Origin of the sequence: Salmonella sp. SAL-020, from assembly GCF_017372215.1 — a bacterium.
Lineage (GTDB): Bacteria > Pseudomonadota > Gammaproteobacteria > Enterobacterales > Enterobacteriaceae > Salmonella > Salmonella enterica.
In genome coordinates this window covers 47101-67557 of the sequence record NZ_CP071690.1, presented here as the reverse complement: position 1 = coordinate 67557, position 20457 = coordinate 47101, and the positions used below count along the sequence as shown (strand labels likewise).

The 20457-nt window shown below is 54.3% G+C and carries 19 protein-coding genes; 5 read left to right on the top strand and 14 right to left on the bottom strand.

Annotated features, from left to right (window positions below; genetic code table 11):
- Position 1: 1 nt before the first annotated feature.
- On the bottom strand, positions 2-427 hold the full coding sequence (locus J1G48_RS00315) for a PTS sugar transporter subunit IIA (RefSeq protein ID WP_000214106.1): 426 nt from the start codon (positions 425-427) through the stop codon (positions 2-4).
- 218 nt (positions 428-645) lie between these two features.
- Positions 646-3444: a transcriptional regulator DagR gene (gene dagR, locus J1G48_RS00310; RefSeq protein ID WP_001252672.1), complete on the bottom strand. Its 2799-nt coding sequence runs from the start codon at positions 3442-3444 to the stop codon at positions 646-648.
- 196 nt (positions 3445-3640) lie between these two features.
- Here dagR and J1G48_RS00305 point away from each other — a divergent pair, with 196 nt between their 5' ends.
- Positions 3641-3934 carry a YicS family protein gene (locus J1G48_RS00305; protein WP_000824212.1) on the top strand — a complete coding sequence of 98 codons (294 nt, stop codon included), beginning with the start codon at positions 3641-3643 and terminating at the stop codon, positions 3932-3934.
- Positions 3935-4039: 105 nt separating this feature from the next.
- Positions 4040-5422 (top strand): glycoside hydrolase family 1 protein, encoded by a 1383-nt coding sequence (locus tag J1G48_RS00300; protein ID WP_001270471.1) that lies wholly within the window; start codon positions 4040-4042, stop codon positions 5420-5422.
- Positions 5423-5481: 59 nt separating this feature from the next.
- On the opposite strand, the gene nepI is transcribed toward J1G48_RS00300, so the two are convergent.
- Positions 5482-6675 (bottom strand): purine ribonucleoside efflux pump NepI, encoded by a 1194-nt coding sequence (gene nepI / locus J1G48_RS00295; RefSeq protein WP_001004790.1) that lies wholly within the window; start codon positions 6673-6675, stop codon positions 5482-5484.
- Between the two features lie 215 nt (positions 6676-6890).
- Here nepI and J1G48_RS00290 point away from each other — a divergent pair, with 215 nt between their 5' ends.
- Together J1G48_RS00290 and J1G48_RS00285 are read left to right on the top strand one after the other, a co-directional pair.
- Positions 6891-7250: a type II toxin-antitoxin system RelE/ParE family toxin gene (locus J1G48_RS00290; RefSeq protein ID WP_001258723.1), complete on the top strand. Its 360-nt coding sequence runs from the start codon at positions 6891-6893 to the stop codon at positions 7248-7250.
- Positions 7234-7557: a DNA-binding transcriptional regulator gene (locus tag J1G48_RS00285; RefSeq protein ID WP_001274841.1), complete on the top strand. Its 324-nt coding sequence runs from the start codon at positions 7234-7236 to the stop codon at positions 7555-7557. Before J1G48_RS00290 ends, J1G48_RS00285 begins: the two co-directional genes overlap by 17 nt.
- Positions 7558-7989: 432 nt before the next feature.
- On the opposite strand, the gene J1G48_RS00280 is transcribed toward J1G48_RS00285, so the two are convergent.
- The 8 genes from J1G48_RS00280 to rbsK all read right to left on the bottom strand — a co-directional run bounded on the left by J1G48_RS00280 (position 7990) and on the right by rbsK (position 17045).
- Complete coding sequence (locus J1G48_RS00280; protein WP_001519640.1) at positions 7990-8442, bottom strand: DUF1198 domain-containing protein; 453 nt, start codon at positions 8440-8442, stop codon at positions 7990-7992.
- A 192-nt stretch (positions 8443-8634) separates the two neighbouring features.
- Positions 8635-10026, bottom strand: a complete 1392-nt coding sequence (gene uhpT, locus J1G48_RS00275) for a hexose-6-phosphate:phosphate antiporter (RefSeq protein WP_000879181.1) — start codon at positions 10024-10026, stop codon at positions 8635-8637.
- 142 nt (positions 10027-10168) lie between these two features.
- Positions 10169-11497, bottom strand: coding sequence for an MFS transporter (locus J1G48_RS00270; protein WP_000948174.1), 1329 nt, complete (start codon positions 11495-11497; stop codon positions 10169-10171).
- A 9-nt stretch (positions 11498-11506) separates the two neighbouring features.
- The gene (uhpB, locus tag J1G48_RS00265; protein ID WP_001091262.1) at positions 11507-13009 is read right to left on the bottom strand and encodes a signal transduction histidine-protein kinase/phosphatase UhpB; all 1503 of its coding nucleotides are present in this window, start codon (positions 13007-13009) and stop codon (positions 11507-11509) included.
- Complete coding sequence (gene uhpA / locus J1G48_RS00260; RefSeq protein WP_000633672.1) at positions 13009-13599, bottom strand: transcriptional regulator UhpA; 591 nt, start codon at positions 13597-13599, stop codon at positions 13009-13011. The genes uhpB and uhpA overlap by 1 nt, the downstream gene beginning before the upstream one ends.
- A gap of 153 nt (positions 13600-13752) precedes the next feature.
- Positions 13753-14766, bottom strand: coding sequence for an aldose 1-epimerase family protein (locus J1G48_RS00255; protein ID WP_000155487.1), 1014 nt, complete (start codon positions 14764-14766; stop codon positions 13753-13755).
- A gap of 11 nt (positions 14767-14777) precedes the next feature.
- Positions 14778-16094: an L-fucose:H+ symporter permease gene (gene fucP, locus J1G48_RS00250; protein ID WP_000998359.1), complete on the bottom strand. Its 1317-nt coding sequence runs from the start codon at positions 16092-16094 to the stop codon at positions 14778-14780.
- A gap of 30 nt (positions 16095-16124) precedes the next feature.
- Entirely contained in the window at positions 16125-17045 is a 921-nt protein-coding gene (rbsK, locus tag J1G48_RS00245; protein WP_000350272.1) for a ribokinase, read from the bottom strand.
- 324 nt (positions 17046-17369) lie between these two features.
- Here rbsK and J1G48_RS00240 point away from each other — a divergent pair, with 324 nt between their 5' ends.
- Complete coding sequence (locus J1G48_RS00240; protein WP_000448638.1) at positions 17370-18155, top strand: DeoR family transcriptional regulator; 786 nt, start codon at positions 17370-17372, stop codon at positions 18153-18155.
- A 1-nt stretch (position 18156) separates the two neighbouring features.
- On the opposite strand, the gene ilvN is transcribed toward J1G48_RS00240, so the two are convergent.
- The 3 genes from ilvN to ivbL form a co-directional block, all read right to left on the bottom strand.
- On the bottom strand, positions 18157-18447 hold the full coding sequence (ilvN, locus tag J1G48_RS00235) for an acetolactate synthase small subunit (RefSeq protein WP_001171826.1): 291 nt from the start codon (positions 18445-18447) through the stop codon (positions 18157-18159).
- A gap of 3 nt (positions 18448-18450) precedes the next feature.
- Complete coding sequence (gene ilvB / locus J1G48_RS00230; RefSeq protein WP_000168439.1) at positions 18451-20139, bottom strand: acetolactate synthase large subunit; 1689 nt, start codon at positions 20137-20139, stop codon at positions 18451-18453.
- Between the two features lie 106 nt (positions 20140-20245).
- Complete coding sequence (ivbL, locus tag J1G48_RS00225) at positions 20246-20344, bottom strand: ilvB operon leader peptide IvbL (protein ID WP_001541152.1); 99 nt, start codon at positions 20342-20344, stop codon at positions 20246-20248.
- Between the last annotated feature and the right edge of the window lie 113 nt (positions 20345-20457).

Sequence of the window (20457 nt, the reverse complement as noted above, 5' to 3'; positions counted from 1 at the left end):
CTTAGAGTGATTGTTGTAGCTGACGTACATGGGCGACCACATCCAGGCAGCTACTGCGCCCGGCCTCAACTAACTCATCCACGCAGGCGGTTAGCATCCCTTGTTCGCGCCTGTCCAGCGCCTCCAGCAGTAGCGACGCATTCAGTCCGGCAATCACCGCCACCGGATAATCGGCGCTTAGCCGCGCCGCGACGTTGGACGTTGTGCCGCCGACAAAATCCGTCAGGATCAGCGAGCCTTCCGGCAGCGTTTTCACCACGGCCTCGACGCGTTGATAAAACTCGCCCAGCGTATCGACAGGCATTAGCGCGATTTCCGTCACGCCTTTAATTTCGCCCGTGACCATACGCAGGCTGTTGCAAAGCGGTTGTCCCCAGCCGCCATGCGTCAGCAGCAGGATGTGGGGCAACGGTTGTGTGGTAGTCAAAATGGCCTCCTGGCGCAATTACATGAGAACACCGGCATATATTGCCCGGTGGCACTGCGCTTACCGGGCCTACAGAACGCTCCCGGTAGGCCGGATAAGGCGTTTACGCCGCTATCCGGCATAACGCATCATCAGAAGAGCAAAGGTTGTGCCAGAATTTGTGTCACGCGAGGAAGAAGAAAGGTCTGGCGAGGCGCGAAGCCCCGCCAGTAAAAGGATTAGCTATAGAGCAGTTCGTAGATATAAAAATATTCCGCATCCGATAAACGGATGGCGTAGGCGTCTTCGATGGGCAGAAAAGCGGATTTGATGACACTAAACGCGCGCGCGTCCAGATTCGGCTGACTTTCCAACGCCATCTGTAACGGTTTTCGGTTAATCACAATACGCTCTACCATACAGCAGCAGTGGATCAGGAAGCGCAGTGTCACCTGGCGGCTTGGTTTCAGGGAAAGCGAAGACGTCAGATGGTTAAAAACGCCCTCCATCTCTTTCAGAATACGCTGCGGGTTAAGCACGGAAATATGGTTGATGATACTCTCCATCGTTAGCGCGCTGATAAAGCGCATGGCGCTGCGCTCCATCTCCAGACGGCGTTCAGCATTGGACAGATCGGGCGTTAACAGGCTCAACACCAGTTCCGGCCCTTGTTCGGAGAAAAGCTCTTCCAGCGAAATAAACGGAATATCCGGCAGCCCCGGCTGGAAAGTGCCGACAATCCCCGCCAGCCGCTCGCTGGCATTCAATGCCTGCTGAACGCGCTCCAGACTTCGTACCTCGTTATAATCAAGGATCACCATCCTGGTGTCCTGCGACATCAGTTCGCCAAAGCTCTCCTCCAGCACCTTTTTGATTTTTTCCGCCGTTCCCATGCCAGTAATACAGGAGATGACCAGCACTTTGCCGCCGTTCTCCTGCTGCGGCGTACAAAGCTGGCAGGGGATATTTTTACTCTGCAGGAGCGCCGTCAACTGTGGTAAGTCGCTGGTTTCATAGCTTAAATCCAGCCCGACTTCCAGCAGACTGGTCAGCGTGATGTTCGGCATGAGCAAAACATCTATCTGGAATAACTTACTGATCGTACTGCCGAAATGGATCAATGAGCCGATGTCCACCAACAGGATAAGCCGCCGATATTGGCGGGTTTGAATCATTTGGGTCAGCGTTTCCAGCGTGTCATGCACCGACTGTTCAAACGGCATGTCGATGGCGCTGAACAACTCGCGCTCCAGCACGCGGTTGACATATTGCGCCTGACTGGTGGCGGTGGTCGCGCCGTGGGCGATTAAAATAACCCCGCAGTCGGGGCTGGCATCGATGCGCTGACGATAATGGCGGCACTCTTTCAGGAACAGGCATAGCCAGACCACTTCCGTCGCCGGACACTGAATATGCAGCAGTTCGTTGATTTTCCGACACAGCAGCGTGGCGTTGTCATATTCGTCTTTGCAGCGATCCAGGATCAAACTGGAAGAGTAAAGCTGCGGGATCAGGCCGCGCTGCACGTAGCCTATCAGCGCCAGGAAGTGTTTACGCAGTGGGTTAACCAGATTTTCCGGCAGCGAAAATCCCAACACCTGCTCTACGCAGCCAATCAGCAGCGTCACGCGCTCTTCAATCTGGTCGCCATAGCGCGGCGGATGCGCCACGCTGTCGCGGCTGTAGAGACCGTATTCAAAAATCGAGCTGAGTTTATTTTTCAGGATCGCCAGCGTCTCCGCCGGGGGGACGTTACTGTTGCGCAAATTAACATATTCGCGCGTCAGGAAGCTGTAAAAGAGGTCGCTCTCTTCAATTTCCGCCCCGGTCGCCAGCGACGTCTTCAATGCGGGCAGCGTGCGCGCGTCTATATTTAGCCGCGCTTTACCGTCAAACAGAGTATCCACCAATAGACGCTGTTCCGGCGTCGGGTTAACCGACATCTCCGCCAGCCGCTTATCCAGTTGTAGCGTGTCGTTATGCTCGGTCATTCCCGATGCCCACGCCTGAGCGCAGAGAAACTGAATATCGCTTTTTAGCTGGCCGATATTGCCTTCCAGGGGTTTATTCAGCAACCAGAGCAACAACGGTTTATCAATGCTGACCGTGCGTTCTATTTTGCGGCTTTCCCGCTGTAAGAACCCCACGATCAGTTCGATCTGTTCTTCAACGGAGCGCTGGCGAATACCCGGCAAATCAATGCATACCTGAATACGCCGCTGGAAAGTACGTAACAGCGCCGACCCGACCGGTTCGGTAGTGGCGCAAATCAGGCGTACCGAAATTGATCGCGGCTGGCTGCTCACGCCGAGCGGACGGTACTCGCCTTTATCCAGAATAGAGAACAGCTTTTCCTGCCCTTCATAAGACAGACGGTGCACCTCGTCCAGCAGCAGATAACCACCGTCCGCCTGCTCCACGAGGCCTGTTTTATGTTCATTCGCGCCGGTAAACGCCCCCTGCCGATGACCAAACAGATGCGAGGAGAGCAGTTCCGGGTTATGGGCGTATTCCGCGCAGTTAAAGTAGACCAGCGGCGGGATAGCGCCGCTCGCCTGTTCACAGGCGAAACGGTGCATCAGTTCCGCAAAAAAGGTTTTACCGACGCCGGACGGCCCGGTAAGCAGAACGTGTAAACCGTGCGGATAGAGCACCGCCGCACGGCCTTTTTCTACCGCATCGCGCAGGCTGCGATCGTAACCAATCAGGCTGGTAAACGGATCGTCGGGCGCGTAATGCTCTTCATGCGGCAGCACATCCGCCACCGACCGCACTTCGCGTTCAGACTCTTCCAGCTGTCGTCCCAGCAACGTTTCCAGCGCCTGGCGATGCAGAAAATAGACCGGGCGGCCACGGCTTTTGATTGCCAGGCCGTCATTCCATAACTGATTGAGATCTTTGCTGACGGAGTTACGCGCCAGCCCAAGATTGAAACCTATCGCCTCCGCCGTAAACGCCGTCTCCTGCGCCAAATCGGCAAGGCATAGCCCGCGCGTCAGCCGTTCCAGCTCTCCCAGTACGATCTCAATACGTCTCATTACACTACCGCTTACGAAATAAAAGAGTAGTCAGAACATACACTATTCTGCCACGCAAGAAAGTGAAGGCGCAGCGAGAAACCGCCTTCCCACTTTTGCCTGACTTCAACGCCAACGGATAGCACGCCCCGATGAGTGAACGTCGCACGGTCTACACTTACTCTTGAAAAAGTGCAAACCGATAAGGATACCGTTTATGAAACGAAAAACGCTTCTGCTTATTGCCGCGCTTGTCGCGCTACCGGGCGTCACGTATGCCGACTCTCCGTTTAGCTCACTCCAGTCGGCGCATGAAAAAAATACGATTTTAAAGGATTTGCGCAAAATGTGTACGCCCAAAGGCGCGCTAACCGATGAAGCCTGGGAGAAAAAAATCATGGCAAGCGAGGGGAACCAGCAGCATATTCGGGAGGCGATGATCGCGATAGAGCGCAACAATCAGCATAACTACTGGCAGGCTCTCGGCAAGGTGGAATGCCCGGAGATGTAGCACAGCTTTTCCGCTTTTTGGTCGCGAAAATGCGGACTGTAACCGGTTTCTGTTCGCTAAAACCGCGTATTCTGGAGCGAATTTACGCGATCAAGGAGTACGAAAATGCGATACCGTTTTCCCGATAACTTCTGGTGGGGCAGCGCCTGCTCAGCGTTGCAAACCGAAGGGGATAGTCTGAATGGCGGTAAAAGCCAGACCACGTGGGATGTGTGGTTCGAGCGCCAGCCTGATCGTTTTCACCAGGGCGTCGGTCCAGCGGAAACCTCAACGTTCTATCGCCACTGGAAGCAAGACATCGCGCTACTGAAACAGTTAAAACATAACAGTTTTCGCACCTCGCTAAGCTGGGCGCGGCTCATTCCAGACGGCGTAGGCGAGGTGAATCCACAAGCGGTGAGCTTCTACAATCACGTCATCGACGAGCTACTGGCGCAGGGCATCACGCCGTTTATTACGCTGTTCCATTTTGATATGCCGATGGTCATGCAGGAGAAAGGCGGCTGGGAAAATCGCGACGTCGTAGAGGCGTTTGGTCGGTACGCGCAAACGTGTTTTACCTTGTTTGGCGACCGCGTGAAGCACTGGTTTACCTTTAATGAGCCGATTGTGCCGGTGGAAGGCGGCTATTTGTACGACTTCCACTATCCCAATGTGGTGGATTTTAAACGTGCGGCCACCGTGGCGTACCATACCGTGCTGGCGCACTCGACCGCCGTGCGCGCCTGGCGCGCCGGGCGCTACGACGGTGAAATCGGCGTAGTGCTGAATCTGACGCCGTCCTACCCACGCTCGCAGCATCCCGCCGATGTGCAAGCCGCGCATCATGCGGATCTGTTATTCAACCGCAGTTTTCTTGACCCGGTATTAAAGGGAGAATACCCGGCGGACTTGGTGGCGCTGCTGAAAACCTATGACCAGCTGCCTGCCTGTCAGCCAGGCGACCGTCAGCTTATTGCCGACGGCAAAATCGATTTACTGGGGATTAACTATTATCAGCCGCGCCGCGTGAAATGCCGTGATACGGCGGTGAATCCGCAAGCGCCGTTTATGCCGGAATGGTTATTTGACTATTACGACATGCCGGGGCGCAAGATGAACCCTTACCGCGGCTGGGAAATTTACGCGCCAGGAATTTACGACATCATCACCAACCTGCGGGATAATTACGGCAATCCGCGCTGTTTTATCTCCGAAAACGGGATGGGCGTTGAGAACGAGCAGCGTTTTGTGCAAGCGGGACAGATTCACGATGATTACCGGATTGACTTTATTTCTGAGCATCTTAAATGGCTGCATAAAGGCATTAGCGAGGGCTGTCACTGCCTTGGCTACCACATGTGGACCTTTATCGATAACTGGTCATGGCTGAACGGCTATAAAAATCGCTATGGTTTTGTACAACTGGATTTAGCCACCCAAACGCGCACGGTGAAAAAAAGCGGAGAATGGTTTGCCGCCACCGCAGAGCATAACGGTTTTGATTAAGCGTTTATTATTGCCGGATAACGACTAACGTCGTATCCGGCCTACAAATGGCAGCAATATCAACTCATTGGCGTAATACGGACTTTCGCCGCCACGACTAACGCCGTCAACAGCATCAGACAGCCGGAAAGCGCCAGCGGCGAAAGCAGCCCGAAATTGTCGAGCGCATAACCGCCCACTGCCGCGCCACAGGTATTTGCCAGTTGAATCACCGCGACCTGGATGGAACCGGCTTTTTCCGCCTGATCGGCAAGGGAACGAGTGATCCACGTTGACCATCCCACCGGCACCAGCGCAAACGCCAGCCCCCAGATAATCGCTATGACCGCCGCCACGGTTTTGTCGCTTCCCCACACAATGAGCGTCAGCGCGCTCAGCGCCAGTAGCAGCGGCGCACCGGCCAGCGCCAGTTTTACCGAACGTTTCAGGACGTAAGAGGAGAAAGAAGTGCCAACGAAGCTGGCAATACCAAAACTGAGCAGCACCAGCGTCAGACCATCAACATCAAAGCCCGCCAGATTCATATAGACCGGGCGAATATAGGTAAAGAAAGCGAACTGCCCGGCAAAAGACATAAAGATGGCGATCATCCCGGCCATCACGCCAGGGCGTTGCAACAGGCTAAACATATTCTGTTTCTGGTGAGAAGGTTCGCCCGGCAGCGACGGCAGTGATTTCACCACCCAGATGACGCACAGTACGCCCATCACCGCAGCGGCGTTAAAGACATTACGCCAGCCAATAATACCGCCCAAAAAACTGCCCAGCGGCGCGGCGATCACTAACGCGATGGAGACCGCGCCAAAAATCACCGACAGCGCTTTCGGCACGGTACGCGCGGGAACCAGTCGCATGGTCAGCGACGCCGACATCGCCCAGAATCCGCCCAGCGCCAACCCAAGACAGGCGCGGCCCAGCAATAGCAGCGTAAAGCTGTTGGCAAAGGAGACCATCAGACAAGAAGCCGTCAGCAAAACGGCGAACAGAATAACGATATAACGCCTGTCGGTCGCCTGAATAATCTGGGTAATGAACAGGCTGGAAAACATCGCGACAAACGCCGTAACGGTGACCGACTGACCGGCGATGCCCTCGGAGATCCCCAGATCCTGCGCCATCGGCGTCAACAGACTAACGGGCAAAAACTCAACGGTAATCAGGCAGGCGACACAAAACGCCACGGCAAAAACGGCTGACCAGTTAGGCCTGGCAACCCCATCAGCGCGGAATTTTTCTGCGATATTTTCATTCATTGTGGTTACCTGCGTCGTTTTAGTGCGGAAAATCCACGCAGTGTAACATTACAAAATGTGATCTGATTAACGTTTTAGCAACTGACATTGTTGCGCTGCATTTTGCGAGGCTGGTCGAGAGTTGAGAATTATCTTCTCTCGCTGCGTGTAAAACCAAAAGGTAAGACATAGTGTATCACCTGGTGCTACACTTTAGATTACAGGATGTCAACCTGATGCGAACCTTCAAAACCAGGTGGTTTAACAGAGAAGCGAAGCCCCACACGATAAAAGATGACGAGTTAAGCGAGGCCATCAACGCCGTACTGCAAGGAAAAGCAGATAATCTTGGCGGCGGGGTTTATAAAAAACGTCTCAATCAAAATCGCGATCGCGCAATCGTGTTGGCAAAGGGAGGCGAACATTGGTTTTACACCTTCCTGTATGCCAAACAGGATATGGCCAACATTCGCTATCGCGAACTTGCGGGTTTCCGTGAGTTAGCAAAACACTATGCTTGCCTGACCGAAGATCAGATAACGGCACTCATTAATAACAAAGAACTGGTAGAGGTGCGCCATGTCAGCAAAAACTAAATTCAAAAGCCCTGCCTTTGAAGCGATTCATAGCGCGGCATCTGGATTATTTAGCGTGGATGCCATTCCCCAGGAGACAATGCGCAGTTTTGACACGGCCTGCTTAAGCAGCATCAAAGACCTGCAGCCACTTGAAATAAAAGCGTTACGAGAAGAACTCAACGTTAGCCAGCCGGTTTTCGCTCGGTACCTGAATACCAGCGTATCAACGGTTCAAAAGTGGGAAAGCGGCGCCAAGCGTCCCAGCGGGATGTCACTGAAACTACTTAATGTTGTCCAAAAACACGGGCTAAAGGTGCTGGTATGAGGGTTTTACCGATGGTCTGTTAAGGCTAAGTCGGATGTCTGGGGGTGGGCAAATTCAGTGTGCCACTACAATGTTTTCATGGTGCGCGCCTAAACATTTAGAGTTGTCTATAGACAATCATGTACAACTTCGAGTTTATGATAAGAAATTTTGAGACAGGAGGTATGGCAAGGAGTCACAGTTTTAGTGTTCAAAACAAGATCACATTTCCGTGATATATGTCACGGAAATGAGGAGCTACAAGTCTCTGACGTTTTGGCGTCGTTAGCGGTTATTCGGTGCGTTACTTCTGTGGCTCACCCTTAGCAAATACGATGGCGGCTACGCTTTATTTGGCTAACGATGAATCGCGCCATCCGGCCGTTAATCGTGGCTCGCCGCCCTTGCCAGCCTCATTCATCTCGTCTTTTGTTAACGAGATAGTGAAGAGTATCAATGCAGCCAGTGGACACCCTCTTCCGGCTGAAAAAAGGCGTTATAGCGCAGTTGAAACGCGTTGATCTCCTGCATATCGGGTTCCATTTCGCGCAAAAAGCCCAGCGCCAGCCGTACCTGCGTATCGGTGATCGGCGCGGCTAAACGCGCTTTTTGCAGCAACCGATGCCACCGCTGCAAATTCTGATCGCCGCCATCGACAATCACCATTTGCCAGATCAGTAACACCTGAGCGGCATTTTGCAAATGCGATTCATCAGGGCGATGCAGATACTGTAAAAACTCACCGCCCGCCGTTTTACCCATCTGATCAATCATCGATTCTATCGGCACTACATCAATATTCAGACGTTCGCTCAGACGGCGAATCGCCCGGCGGGTATCCGATGTCAGCACCCGAAAACCCACAATAAACACCACCACAAACGTGGCCAGAATCAACCAAATCATGCGCACATCCGTCACCAAACAGGATGCCCATCATAACGGTAAATTTATAACTGTCGACGTTCTGGCCTGTCAGGATGTGATTTATTAACGCCTGTCTTCATTTACGCCAGACACCGGATGTCCTGTCTGACGAACGCAAGGCATAAAAAAGCCCGGCGTTAAGCCGGGCAAAACGTTACCAAATGCACACATTTAAGCGATATTGACTTGCTGAATTTTTTTCTCACGGCGGATTTTGCGCTCTTCCATCACGGCGACCATCGCCATCAGGCAGATACAGCCGATCGCGGCGGCGTCCAGCGCGGCGAAGGTGCCCGCCCAGCCGGTCAGACCAAAAACGGGGGTGCCGTCGGCAATCATGCCCAGACCCAGCTTGGCAAAGCTATCGCCGATAAGATAAGCGAAGGTTCCTTTGATACCGTCCGCAGCGCCGATGGCTTTTTTCGGTACGAAACCGACTGCCGCCACGCCAATTAATAGCTGCGGCCCAAACACCAGGAAACCGAGCGCGAACAGCGAGGCCAGATAGACATACTGGTTGCTGGCGTGCTGGTAGACGCCGAGGGTGGCGATGATCAACGCCAGCGCCACACAGGCTACCAGCGCGCGACGACCGTTCGCCAGGTCAGAGAGCCAGCCCCACAGCAACGTGCCGACCAGCGCGCCCACTTCGAACAGGGTAAAGCCCTGAATCGCCACCTCTTTTGAAAGTTTCAGTTCCTGGAAGGCGTAGACGGTTGACCACTGGTCGATACCAATACGTACCACATACAGGAAGATATTGGAGAAACACAGCAGCCAGATCACTTTGTTTTTCAACACATATTCAACAAAGATCTGCCACTTGGTCATTTCGTTTTCTTCAGTCTCTTTATCCTCTTCGCTGATCTCTTCGCCGAACAGTTCTTCAGCTTTGCCCAGACCGTAAGACTCCGGGGAGTCGCTGCCAAAACGCAGACCGATAAAGCCAACAATCAGCGCGATAATCGACGGGAAGATAAACATGCCGATGACGTGACCGTCGAACAGGTAGTTGGCGCCGAACAGCGCCACGCCTGCCGCGCCCGCGCCGCCGAGGTTGTGGGAGATATTCCAGAAGCCGAGAAAGGTGCCGCGTTTACGACGCGGAGTCCATTTGGTGATGGTCGAGTAGCTGCACGATCCGCCGGTACTCTGGAAGAAACCGCTCAGGGCATAGAAAGCGATCATCAGAAACAGACTGGTTGACCCCGCGCCCATGCTGGCGCTGAAGCCGAGCATACAGATAGCGGAGAGGATCAACATAAACGGTAGAAACTGCTTGGTATTTTTACCGTCAGCGTAGTAGGAAACCAGCGTTTTCCCCACGCCGTAGGTGATCGAGAAGCCCAGGCCAATCATCCCCAGCTCGGTCATGCTCAACCCGTAGGTAGAAATCATGTCGTTCTGCGCGATGTTAAAGTTTTTGCGGATCAGGTACATGGTCAGGTAGCCGATAAAAACCACCAGATAGGACTGCATGAACGGCTTGAACCACATTTTACGCCGCACATCGAGCGGCAGATCCAGGGTCGGCTTGCGCACCTGGTTTAAGAAGGCCAGCATGGATTACTCCTGAGCTAATTTTTATACCTGCGAATGGCAGGCATTGTAAAAATCCACAGGAAAAGGGGCCTGCGACAGCGTCCAGGCAAAACCGGGAAAATTTCTTAGTTTTGCCCCATTCAGCGCAAAAAGGTGAGGTGCATCACGCTTCGCTGGTCTCGCGCGGGGCCTGAGCGTTCAGAAATGGCAGCAGCAATAGCGCAGAGATCCCCGCCGCGATGGCGATGACCGCAAAAAAACCGGTCCAGTGCCAGATCTCCAGTACTTTCGCTAACGGCCAGCCGGAAAGCGACGCGCCGAGATAGGCGAACAGGCCGACAAAGCCGGTGGCCGCGCCCGCCGCCTCTTTATGCGAGCACTCCGCCGCCGCCATGCCAATGAGCATCTGCGGGCCGAAGACAAAGAAACCGGTGGTGAAGAAACAGGCCGCCTGCATCACGTAGCTGGCGAACGGCATCAGCCACAGCGAACCCACAGAGAGCAAAATCCCGGCGGCGAAGATTAAATTCATCGGTCCGCGGTTGCCGTTGAAGAGTTTGTCCGAGCCCCAGCCCGCCACCAGCGCGCCGATAAATCCACCCAGCTCAAACATCGATACTGCCGTGTTGGCCGTGACCAAATCTACGCCCAGCGTCTCGGACATATACAGGTTGCCCCAGTCGTTGATCGCCGCGCGCACCACGTACACTAAGACATAACATAGCGAAAGCAGCCAGATATAGGGATTCAACAGCACATATTTAGCGAGGATTTCTTTGCGGCTTAGCCCCGCGCCCTCTTGCTGTTGGGCAACCTCCAGCGCATCGTGCCGCCAGTCGCCTACCGGCGGTAAACCAATCGCCTGCGGACGGTCGCGCAGCCGCCAGCAGAGGACCATGCCCACCCCGATGGCAAGCAATCCGGCCACCATCATCCCGACGCGCCAGCCATAATGCAGGGCGACAGCGGCCATAACGAGAGGGATCAGCGCCCCGCCGACATTGTGCGCGGTGTTCCATAACGCCCACCAGCCGCCGCGCTCGGTACGCGAGTACCAGGCAGTCAGCAAACGGGCGCAAACCGGCGATCCAAACCCCTGGAAAAAGGCGTTCAGCGCCCATAGCAGCGCAAAGGCCCACAGCGAGGTCGAGAAGCCGAACAGAATATTCACTACGCCGGTCGCAATCAGCCCGATGCCCATAAAATAGCGAGCGTTAGAGCGATCGCTAACGATGCCGGAGACAAATTTCGACACCCCGTAGGTGATGTAAAACAGCGTCGCCAGCAGGCCGATATCGCTGCGGGTCAGAATGCCGCTGGCAAGGATTTCCGGCGCGGCGGCGTTAAAGCTTTTACGGGTGAAATAGAACAGCGCGTAACCCAACCAAATGGTGATCAGGATATGCCGCCGCCAGTAGCGATAGCGGGCGTCAACCTCGTGCTTATCGGTGATGAGCGGCGCGTTGGCCGGGGCTTTTAAAAACGAAAGCATTATCCTTCCTTAAACGTAACGCTGGGGCAACGAGACGCTCACCCGCGTACCGTGGGTACAAGAGATGGTTAGCGTCCCGCCGAGCGCCGACACGCGTTCGCGCATTCCGGTCAGGCCGAAGCCCTGCTGGTGAGAGCCCGGCGGCAGGCCGCTGCCGTCATCCTCAATCACCAACATCAGCCGCTCATCCTGCTGCCAGCCCTGGAGCGTCACCGCGCTGGCATTGGCATGTTTTACGATGTTATTCAGCCCTTCCTGACAGACGCGAAACAGCGTCACGCGCTGACTTTCACTCAGCGCCGTTTCGTCAATTCGCCAGTCGAGGTGACTGACAATACCGCGGCTTTCCAGCTCCATTTCGCGCAGCAGCGAACGGATGGCCTGCGCCAGCGTTAAGTCGTCTAACTGGCGCGGGCGCAAGCGCCCCAGCAGGCGACGCACGGCGTCATACACGCCCAGCGAAAGCTGCTCGATAAGTTGCCCGCTCTGCTTCACGCCGCCGTTATCCGCCGCCAGTCGTTGCACAATGCCCGCCTGGGTTCGAATCGCGGTGATGGTCTGTCCGATGTCATCGTGCAGCTCACGCGCAACATCGCGCCGCACGCTCTCTTCGGTCTCCAGAAGACGCTCCGCCAGCCGATGGTTGCGCGCCAGCTCCTTTTGCAACGACTGGTTCAGCTCGCGCAGGCGCTGAATGCCCGCGCCAAGCAGTAGCCCGGTCAGGCTTTGCGCCAACAGCGAAAGTAATAAATCGACGGGATGATCGTGCCAGGTCTGGCTGGCGATCAGCGCGATAGCGTTCATCAGTGTGGCAATGAGCGCGCCCTGCCAGCCATAATGCCAGGCGAGCGCGATAATCGGCAACGCCAGGCAGAACGGCGTGAAGCGCGAAAGTTCAGCAGGTAAACCCAGTTGCAGCCACAGACTGACGATAAACAGCAGCAGATACCAGATCAGATGCCGCCCGCGCCAGTTTACCGGCTGCGATACCAGCGATGGTCCCAGCGGCAGCCAGGTAGTGCTGGTGAGATAGTGCCAGAAAACCAGGCAGATGGGGGCCAGCGTCAGACCACCCGTGAGGGTCAGCAGTAGCGCGTTCCATGCCGCTTCCCCCTGCCCCAGCCAGGGCAGGGATTGCAGTAGCGCCGCGGCGGTGAGGGCCGCGCCCTGAAGCAATAACGTGCGCCAGTCGCGCTGATGGCGGTAACGTGAGGTTAGCGCCACGGGCAGTAGCGTCAACACACTACCGATCATCAAAAGCGGCAGATGGGCCAGCGCAACTTCCTGCGCTAACCAGTACACCAGCAGCCACTCCGCGCCCAGCAATACTGGCCAGTATCCGCGCGGACATTGCAGCATAAGCCCCAGGCGCAGGCCGAAGGGAAAGAGCAGCGCCGCCAGCTCCGGGCGCTCTACCAGATGCAGGCTGATACTCCACAGGCAGAACCACGCGGCGGAGAAGATAAAAAAGCAGGCAACAACGGTGATTAAACGGGAAAAAAAGGTGTTCATTACCAACCGTCAAACATGCGATGCGCCAGTTCAACGTCATTGCTGACGCCTAATTTTTCCAGTAGATTCGCGCGATGGACATGCACCGTTTTTGGCGACAGCCCCAGTTCGGCGGCAATCTCTTTTACCGCCATACCCTGGGCGAGTTTTTCCGCCACCTGACGCTCGCGTTTGGTCAGCGGATCTTGCCGACCCGCCGCCAGTTTCACGGCAATATCGGGGGTCAAATAGCAGCCGCCCGTCGCCACCGTATGCACCGCGGCGATCAGCTCATCCGGACTACAGCGTTTAGAGAGGAAACCGCGCGCGCCGGCGTTCAACGCCTGTTCCACCAGCGCCGGGCTATCGTGAACCGAGAGCATGATCGTCGCCATCCCTTTTGGCAGTTGGCTTAGCAGCTCCAGTCCGGAAATATCCGGCATCGAGATATCGCAGATACACACCTGTACGCCGCGCCCCGGTAAGCCTGCCAACGCTTCGCGCCCGGAACCAAACTCGGCGACCACCTGCAAATCAGGTTCCAGCCCCAGTAGCTGTGCAAAGCCGGAGCGGACGATAAGGTGGTCGTCGATAAGGGCAACGGTGATCATGGGTTCATCCTGGCGCTAAGGCATGCCTGATGGCGCTGCGCTTATCAGGCCTACGGGCAGGTGCCGTTGTAGGCCGGATAAGGCATTAATGCCGCCATCCGGCAAAAGCACTTACCTTAACGATAAGTGCCTGGGTGTTCAAGCCTTGAGCGGTCAGACAATGCCTGTCGTGACGGTGAACGTCCGGGTTTGCTGCGGTTCCAGTTGAAGCAAGGTTCCATTTCGCTGCGCCGCGAGAAAACCTTCAGGCCGACAGGTCGCGGGCAGGGCAAAGGCGGCAACCTGCTGATCGCCGTTATAAAGAATCCAGCGGGTCACGTAATTTAGCTCCGCGCTGGCGAAACGTGTCACGAACGTGGTGCCATCCGGGGCGATCATACTGAATTCCGGGGTATCCGTGTATCTGTCCAGTTCATCGGCGAAGAACACGATTTCCGGGTCATAAAAGCCAGGCTCGTTAAGCGTTGCCAGCGAGGCTTCACCCTGCAAAAGCCGTTGATTAAACGCCAGCCACTGCGCCGTGGGTTTGACATGCGCCGGCACCGACTCGCGTAGCTTCAGCGCGGTATCCGGGATATTCTGGCGGAACGTGGCGTTCGGCACATAGGCATAGTTCATGTGGCACATGTACTGTAGCGGCATGGCGACTGAAGCCAGGTTAGTCACGGTCATCTGAATATCAAACAGCGCGCTTGATTTACGCATTACCACCGCAGGTTGCGCCTGATAATGATGACCGAACCCCATCACATACTCGTAGCGCCCGGTCACGCGCAGACTGTCGCCCTCTAACTCCAGCCAGGCGTCGTCCATAGCAGCGCAGGGCATCTCGCCGTGCAGCGGATGTGTATCTTCCGGCGACGGGCAGCCATTCGCCAATAGTCCGGAATGGAAAGCAAAGCAACCATACGTTGCCACCACTTCCGCAGCCGGCTTCGGCTGGCGGAACATGTTGCGCATAGTCAGGTCATGACCGTCAAACTGCGCGTCCCAAATCATCTGCCCCATCCAGGGCAGAATCACCAGATGACCGCGGCTGTTTTGTATTTTCAATCCTTCCACGCCGCTGGCGTAACGAAACGCCGTAACCGTAAAATCGTCATTTTCCAGCAAGATACGCGGCTGCTCGCTAAAAAGCTCCCGCCATAATGTAATACGTATTGTCATGGTTGATCTCCTCAGGACGCGGCGACTTCAGCCAGGTTGCCGCGCACTTTGCTTTCGCGCCAGAAGTAAACGCCAACGTAAACAAAGCACAGCATGGAAACCAGGAATGAGAGCTGTAGCGAGTGGAACATGTCCGCCACGTAGCCCTGAATCGCGGGAACCACCGCCGCGCCGACAATCGCCATCACGATGACCGCCCCCGCCATTTCGGTATGCTCGTTATCGACGGTATCGAGCGTTCCGGCATAAATGGTCGCCCAGCAGGGGCCAAACAGAACACTGACCAGCACCGCCACGTATACCGCGCTAAAGCTGGGTGCCAGCGCCACGTAGGCCAGGAACAGCGCGCCGATCACAGAGTAAAGGATCAGGACTTTTTCCGGGTTAAAGCGTGTCATCAGAATGTTGGCGATAAACTTGCCGATAAAAAAGCAGGCGAAGCTGTAGACCATAAAGGTTGAGGCATCGCGCTCATTGATATCGCCTAACTCCAGCGCCAGACGGATAGTGAACGACCAGACCGCCACCTGCATTCCCACATACAGGAACTGCGCCACAATACCGCGACGGAAACGGGCGTTGCTGGCGAGATAGCGTAACGTATCCAGCGCCGAGGGGCGTTTATGACTCGCGGTTTGCGCGACTTTACAGGTCGGGAAACGCGTCAGCAGGAACAGTACCATCACCACTACCAGAACCATAATCATGTACTTATAGGGTTCCAGAGTGTTTTCCAGCATCAGCACCTTGAAGTTGTGGACTTGCTCGGCATTCATGCCCGCCATCTGTTTTTCCAGGCTTTCCCCTTCGGAAAAGACCAGATATTTACCCAATAAAATTCCTGCCGCCGCGCCGATCGGATAAAAGGTCTGGCTGATATTCAGCCGCAGCGTGGCGTAGGCTTTCGGCCCGATCATCGAACTGTAGGTATTCGCCGCCGTTTCCAGGAAACTCAGGCCAATCGCAATGGCGAAAATCGCCGCGAGGAACATGGTGTAGGTCGCCATGTGCGACGCCGGGAAAAAGAGCGTACAGCCGACAATGTATAGCGTCAGGCCGATAAGTATCGCCACTTTATAACTGGTTTTTTTAATGACCAGCGAGGCCGGAATAGCAATTAAAAAATAACCGCCATAAAAGGCGCTTTGTACTAATGCCGAAGCAAAGTTGCTCAGCGAAAATACACTTTTAAATTGCGTAATCAGAATATCATTTAACGCGGCTGCGCATCCCCATAATGGGAATAAACAGGATAACAAAATAAACTGGAACAGAGGTGTCTTATTCAGATACCCGTCGGGCATCTGAACGATGTTTTTATCGTTCATAGTGCTACCTTTAACAGTGCAGGGTGATTGTTATTCGTTCAACGAAAGATACTCATTAAATTGTTCAATGCTTGGATAAGAGGATTGGGTGCCTTTCCCGGTGACGCTGAAAGCGGCAAAGAGGACGGCTTTTTTCATGGCGGCTTCCACATCCCCGCTCTGGACGTAGTAATGCGCGAAACAGCCGATAAAGGCATCGCCCGCGCCGCTGGTATCGACAGCGTTCACTCTAAACGCCGGGACATGGACTTCCTGGTCACGCGTCATCCACAGCGCGCCTTTCTCACCCATGGTGACGATAATATTGTTCAGCCCTTTATCCACCAGCGAACGTGCCGCTGCGCGAATATGGTCATAGGTATCCACTGGCATACCGGTTAATATTTCCAGCTCGGTTTCATTGGGTACAAAGAAATCGCATTTACAGGCATAAGACATATCTAATTCCCGTAATGCTGGCGCAGGGTTTAATAACACTTCAATCCCATGTTTCTTGCCAAATTCTATTGCGTGATAAACCGTTTCAAGCTGAACTTCCAGTTGCAGAACAATAAGCTGGCATTTTTTTAAATCTTCCGCCGCGCGATCGATATCTTCCGGCGAGAGAAACTTGTTGGCGCCTTTGATGATCAGAATGCTGTTGCTGGAGTTGGCGTTGACGAAAATCGGCGCTACGCCGCTGCTGGTACACGGTACTTTTTCTACATACGTCGTATTGATCCCCCAGGATTCGAGATTACGAATGGTGTTGTCGGCAAAAATATCGTCGCCCACTTTGGTCAACATCAATACTTTTGAATTGAGCTTAGCGGCCGCCACGGCCTGGTTCGCCCCTTTTCCGCCGCAGCCGATTTTAAACGCCGGCGCTTCCAGAGTTTCCCCTTCTTTGGGCATCTGGTTGGTGTAGGTGATAAGGTCCACCATGTTAGAGCCAATAACCGCGATATCCATTTTACTCCCTCTCAGAAATCGTCACACGACAATGATATTAAAATAACATTATCATGTTACTTCCGTATCATTTGTGACTATGATCGCGATTAGAGGATCATTTTGCCATTTACTTCGTGAACAACCCCTGGCGGAACATACGCGCATTAAATCATTTTTAGGGTTACAATTTACTGAAAATTAACTATTTATTGTTATAAAACGCGAATAAACCCACTTTTATTTCCTGACAGCCGGACGTATAGTAGTGCCACACTGTAATGTTCTCAGAAACACATAAATGTTACTGATGGAACATAACAACATGATTTGCGGAGAGGGTGAATGGAGACCAAGCAAAAAGAACGTATCCGACGCTTGATGGAGTTACTGAAAAAGACCGATCGAATCCATCTGAAAGACGCCGCGCGGATGCTGGAAGTTTCGGTGATGACCATTCGCCGCGATCTCAGCCAGGATGATGACCCTTTACCGCTGACGCTGCTCGGCGGCTATATCGTCATGGTAAATAAGCCTGCGTCTTCAACCAATATGCCGCTGCCGGCGAAAAAGACGCATCATCGGGACGACCTTCCCGTTGCGATCCTGGCCGCCGGCCTGGTGCGTGAAAACGATCTGGTTTTTTTTGATAACGGTCCGGAAATGCCATTAGTTATCAGCATGATACCGGATGATATTACCTTTACCGGGATTTGCTACTCGCATCGGGTATTTATCGCGCTGAATGAAAAGCCTAATGCCACGGCGATTCTGTGCGGCGGCACCTATCGGGCCAAGAGCGATGCCTTTTATGATGCCAATAATCCTTCGGCGCTGGATTCGCTCAATCCGCGCAAAGTGTTTATTTCCGCCAGCGGCGTACATGAACATTTTGGCGTGAGCTGGTTTAACCCGGATGATCTTGCCGCCAAACGTAAAGCGATGGAACGCGGTCTGCGCAAAATTTTGCTGGCGCGTCACGCCCTGTTTGATGAGGTCGCGCCTGCCAGCATTGGTCCGCTTTCTGCCTTTGATGTCCTGATTAGCGATCGCCCATTACCGACAGATTATGCCGTTCACTGTCGGAATGGTTCCGTCAAAGTCATCACGCCTGATTCGGAAAGTGAATAACTTACTCAAAAAAGACGGCAATTTTATTGAACATGGTGGGATCGGACTGGTTTCGTACCACCTTCGCCACGTCTTCCAGTTTATCGATCTGACTGATCATCTGTTCAAGTCGCTGATCGTCATTGACCAGAAGCCAGATGCGGCTCTGATCGCTACCCTGAATCGGTAAACAGAGAATACCCTCAACGTTGAAAGCGCGTCGGGCGAACAGCCCGCAGACGTGGGTCATCACGCCAGGATGGTTGCGAACGGTCAGCTCCAGAATAACGTTATCATGTGATTGTTTCTGCATGGCTTATTCCCCCACCATCTCTGTATTTGCCGCGCCCGGCGGCACCATCGGATACACTTTTTCTTCTGCATCAATGCGCACATGGATCAACGCCGGTCCAGGACGACGAATGATAGCCTGCAACGCCGCCTGCGGATCGGCTTCGTTATTCAAATCACAGGTGTCCAGACCAAACCCGGCGGCAATCTGCATAAAGTTGATGCTTCCCGGATAGGTCGCCGCAAAAACGCCCTGTTTATAGAACAGACTCTGTTGCTGATGTACCAGTCCCAGCGCGTCGTTATTCATCAGGATGATTTTCACATCCAACTGGTTTTCACTGGCGGTAGCCATCTCCTGAATATTCATCATCAAACTACCGTCGCCGGAAAAACACAGCACCTTGTTGCCCGGATTCGCCAGCGCCGCGCCAATCGCCGCGGGCAGACCAAACCCCATGGTGCCCAGCCCGCCGGAAGTCAGCCACTGACGCGGACGGTTGAGCGGATAAGCCTGCGCGGTCCACATCTGATGCTGACCTACGTCAGTGGTAATAATCGCGTTGTCGTCCACACAGGCGGCGACCGCGTTAATCAGCCCATAGTGACTAAGCGGGTTATTTTCCTGGGGAATACTGCAAGGGAATTCTTGCTGCAAGTCCGCCACCAACTGATGCCATGCTTCCCGCGGCTGTGCCTCGATATGGGGAATTAACTGTGCCAGTACATCATCGACATCCGCCTGAATAGCCACATGCGGCTGCTTAATTTTGCCTAACTCGGCGCGATCGATATCCACATGGATGATTTTGGCGTTCGGACAAAACTGCTCCGTTTTGCCAATCGCCCGGTCATCAAAACGCGCGCCCAGGACAATCAGTAAATCGGCCTCTTGCAGAATAAAATTGGTACTGCGCGCGCCGTGCATCCCCAGCATTCCTAACGACAGCGGATGCGCCTTAGGCAGCATTCCCAGCGCCATTAAGGTCATTGTCGTCGGCAGTTGCGCTTTTTCCGCCAGTTCGCGCACGCGTGTCGGCGCATTGATCACGCCGCCGCCCAGATACAGCACAGGACGCTTCGCCGCGTTAATCATTGCGGCGGCCTCGCGGATACTCTCCGCGCTAAACTCCGGCGGGGGTGATTTTTCCGCCGGCGACGGCAACGCATCCAGCTCAATTGTCGCCGTCTGCACATCTTTAGGAACGTCTATCCACACCGGGCCGGGACGTCCCGACTGCGCCAGACGAAAAGCATCGCTCATCACCTGAGGCAGCTCGTTGATATTTCTGACCAGATAGTTGTGCTTGGTGATGGGGATAGAGATACCGTAGGTATCCACTTCCTGAAACGCGTCAGTACCGATCATGGACGCCGGAACCTGCCCGGTAATACAGATTAACGGAATAGAATCCAGGCGCGCATCGGCAATGGCCGTGACCAGATTGGTCGCGCCCGGCCCGCTACAGGCCATACAAACAGCAGGTTTACCCTCCGTCCGCGCCATCCCCTGCGCAATAAACCCCGCGCCTTGTTCATGGCGCGCCAGAATATGACGGATTTGCGTGCTTTGGCTTAACGCGTCGTAAACGGGGAGGATCGAACCGCCGGGAATGCCGGTGACGATACGAATCCCCTGGCGCTCCAGAAAATGAACAATAAATTCCGCGCCCGTAAAGCGCTGAGGTGTAGATGTTGTGCCCGAACTTGCCATGCTCCATTCCTTTTATTCTGAGCCGACGTTCCGGGAAGGTGTCTTAAACAAAAAACCCCGCCCGGTTTGCGCCGGCGGGGTTTTGGAATCGTGTGTGTTCCGGACCCTACGGCGCATTGCCGACGACCACCACCACACGCACGACGACCACTGCGCGAGATGGCGCAGTTGTTAGTAGGGTCGCGTTCAGCATGGAAGGGTTCATTAGGGGCCTTGTCTGTTTGTTATTAACACGTTTTATACAAGCACAGCGCTTTCAGCATGACAACGGAAAAATTTTCATCTGCACAAAAATGCGTCATCGATCACATTTTTCTA

What these genes read in the sequence shown, in the direction of transcription:
- dagR (WP_001252672.1), bottom strand. Translation starts at nt 3,444, where the DNA reads ATGAGACGTATTGAGATCGTACTGGGAGAGCTGGAACGGCTGACGCGC.
- J1G48_RS00305 (WP_000824212.1), top strand. Translation starts at nt 3,641, where the DNA reads ATGAAACGAAAAACGCTTCTGCTTATTGCCGCGCTTGTCGCGCTACCG.
- J1G48_RS00300 (WP_001270471.1), top strand. Translation starts at nt 4,040, where the DNA reads ATGCGATACCGTTTTCCCGATAACTTCTGGTGGGGCAGCGCCTGCTCA.
- nepI (WP_001004790.1), bottom strand. Translation starts at nt 6,675, where the DNA reads ATGAATGAAAATATCGCAGAAAAATTCCGCGCTGATGGGGTTGCCAGG.
- J1G48_RS00290 (WP_001258723.1), top strand. Translation starts at nt 6,891, where the DNA reads ATGCGAACCTTCAAAACCAGGTGGTTTAACAGAGAAGCGAAGCCCCAC.
- J1G48_RS00285 (WP_001274841.1), top strand. Translation starts at nt 7,234, where the DNA reads ATGTCAGCAAAAACTAAATTCAAAAGCCCTGCCTTTGAAGCGATTCAT.
- J1G48_RS00280 (WP_001519640.1), bottom strand. Translation starts at nt 8,442, where the DNA reads ATGATTTGGTTGATTCTGGCCACGTTTGTGGTGGTGTTTATTGTGGGT.
- uhpT (WP_000879181.1), bottom strand. Translation starts at nt 10,026, where the DNA reads ATGCTGGCCTTCTTAAACCAGGTGCGCAAGCCGACCCTGGATCTGCCG.
- J1G48_RS00270 (WP_000948174.1), bottom strand. Translation starts at nt 11,497, where the DNA reads ATGCTTTCGTTTTTAAAAGCCCCGGCCAACGCGCCGCTCATCACCGAT.
- uhpB (WP_001091262.1), bottom strand. Translation starts at nt 13,009, where the DNA reads ATGAACACCTTTTTTTCCCGTTTAATCACCGTTGTTGCCTGCTTTTTT.
- uhpA (WP_000633672.1), bottom strand. Translation starts at nt 13,599, where the DNA reads ATGATCACCGTTGCCCTTATCGACGACCACCTTATCGTCCGCTCCGGC.
- J1G48_RS00255 (WP_000155487.1), bottom strand. Translation starts at nt 14,766, where the DNA reads ATGACAATACGTATTACATTATGGCGGGAGCTTTTTAGCGAGCAGCCG.
- fucP (WP_000998359.1), bottom strand. Translation starts at nt 16,094, where the DNA reads ATGAACGATAAAAACATCGTTCAGATGCCCGACGGGTATCTGAATAAG.
- rbsK (WP_000350272.1), bottom strand. Translation starts at nt 17,045, where the DNA reads ATGGATATCGCGGTTATTGGCTCTAACATGGTGGACCTTATCACCTAC.
- J1G48_RS00240 (WP_000448638.1), top strand. Translation starts at nt 17,370, where the DNA reads ATGGAGACCAAGCAAAAAGAACGTATCCGACGCTTGATGGAGTTACTG.
- ilvN (WP_001171826.1), bottom strand. Translation starts at nt 18,447, where the DNA reads ATGCAGAAACAATCACATGATAACGTTATTCTGGAGCTGACCGTTCGC.
- ilvB (WP_000168439.1), bottom strand. Translation starts at nt 20,139, where the DNA reads ATGGCAAGTTCGGGCACAACATCTACACCTCAGCGCTTTACGGGCGCG.
- ivbL (WP_001541152.1), bottom strand. Translation starts at nt 20,344, where the DNA reads ATGAACCCTTCCATGCTGAACGCGACCCTACTAACAACTGCGCCATCT.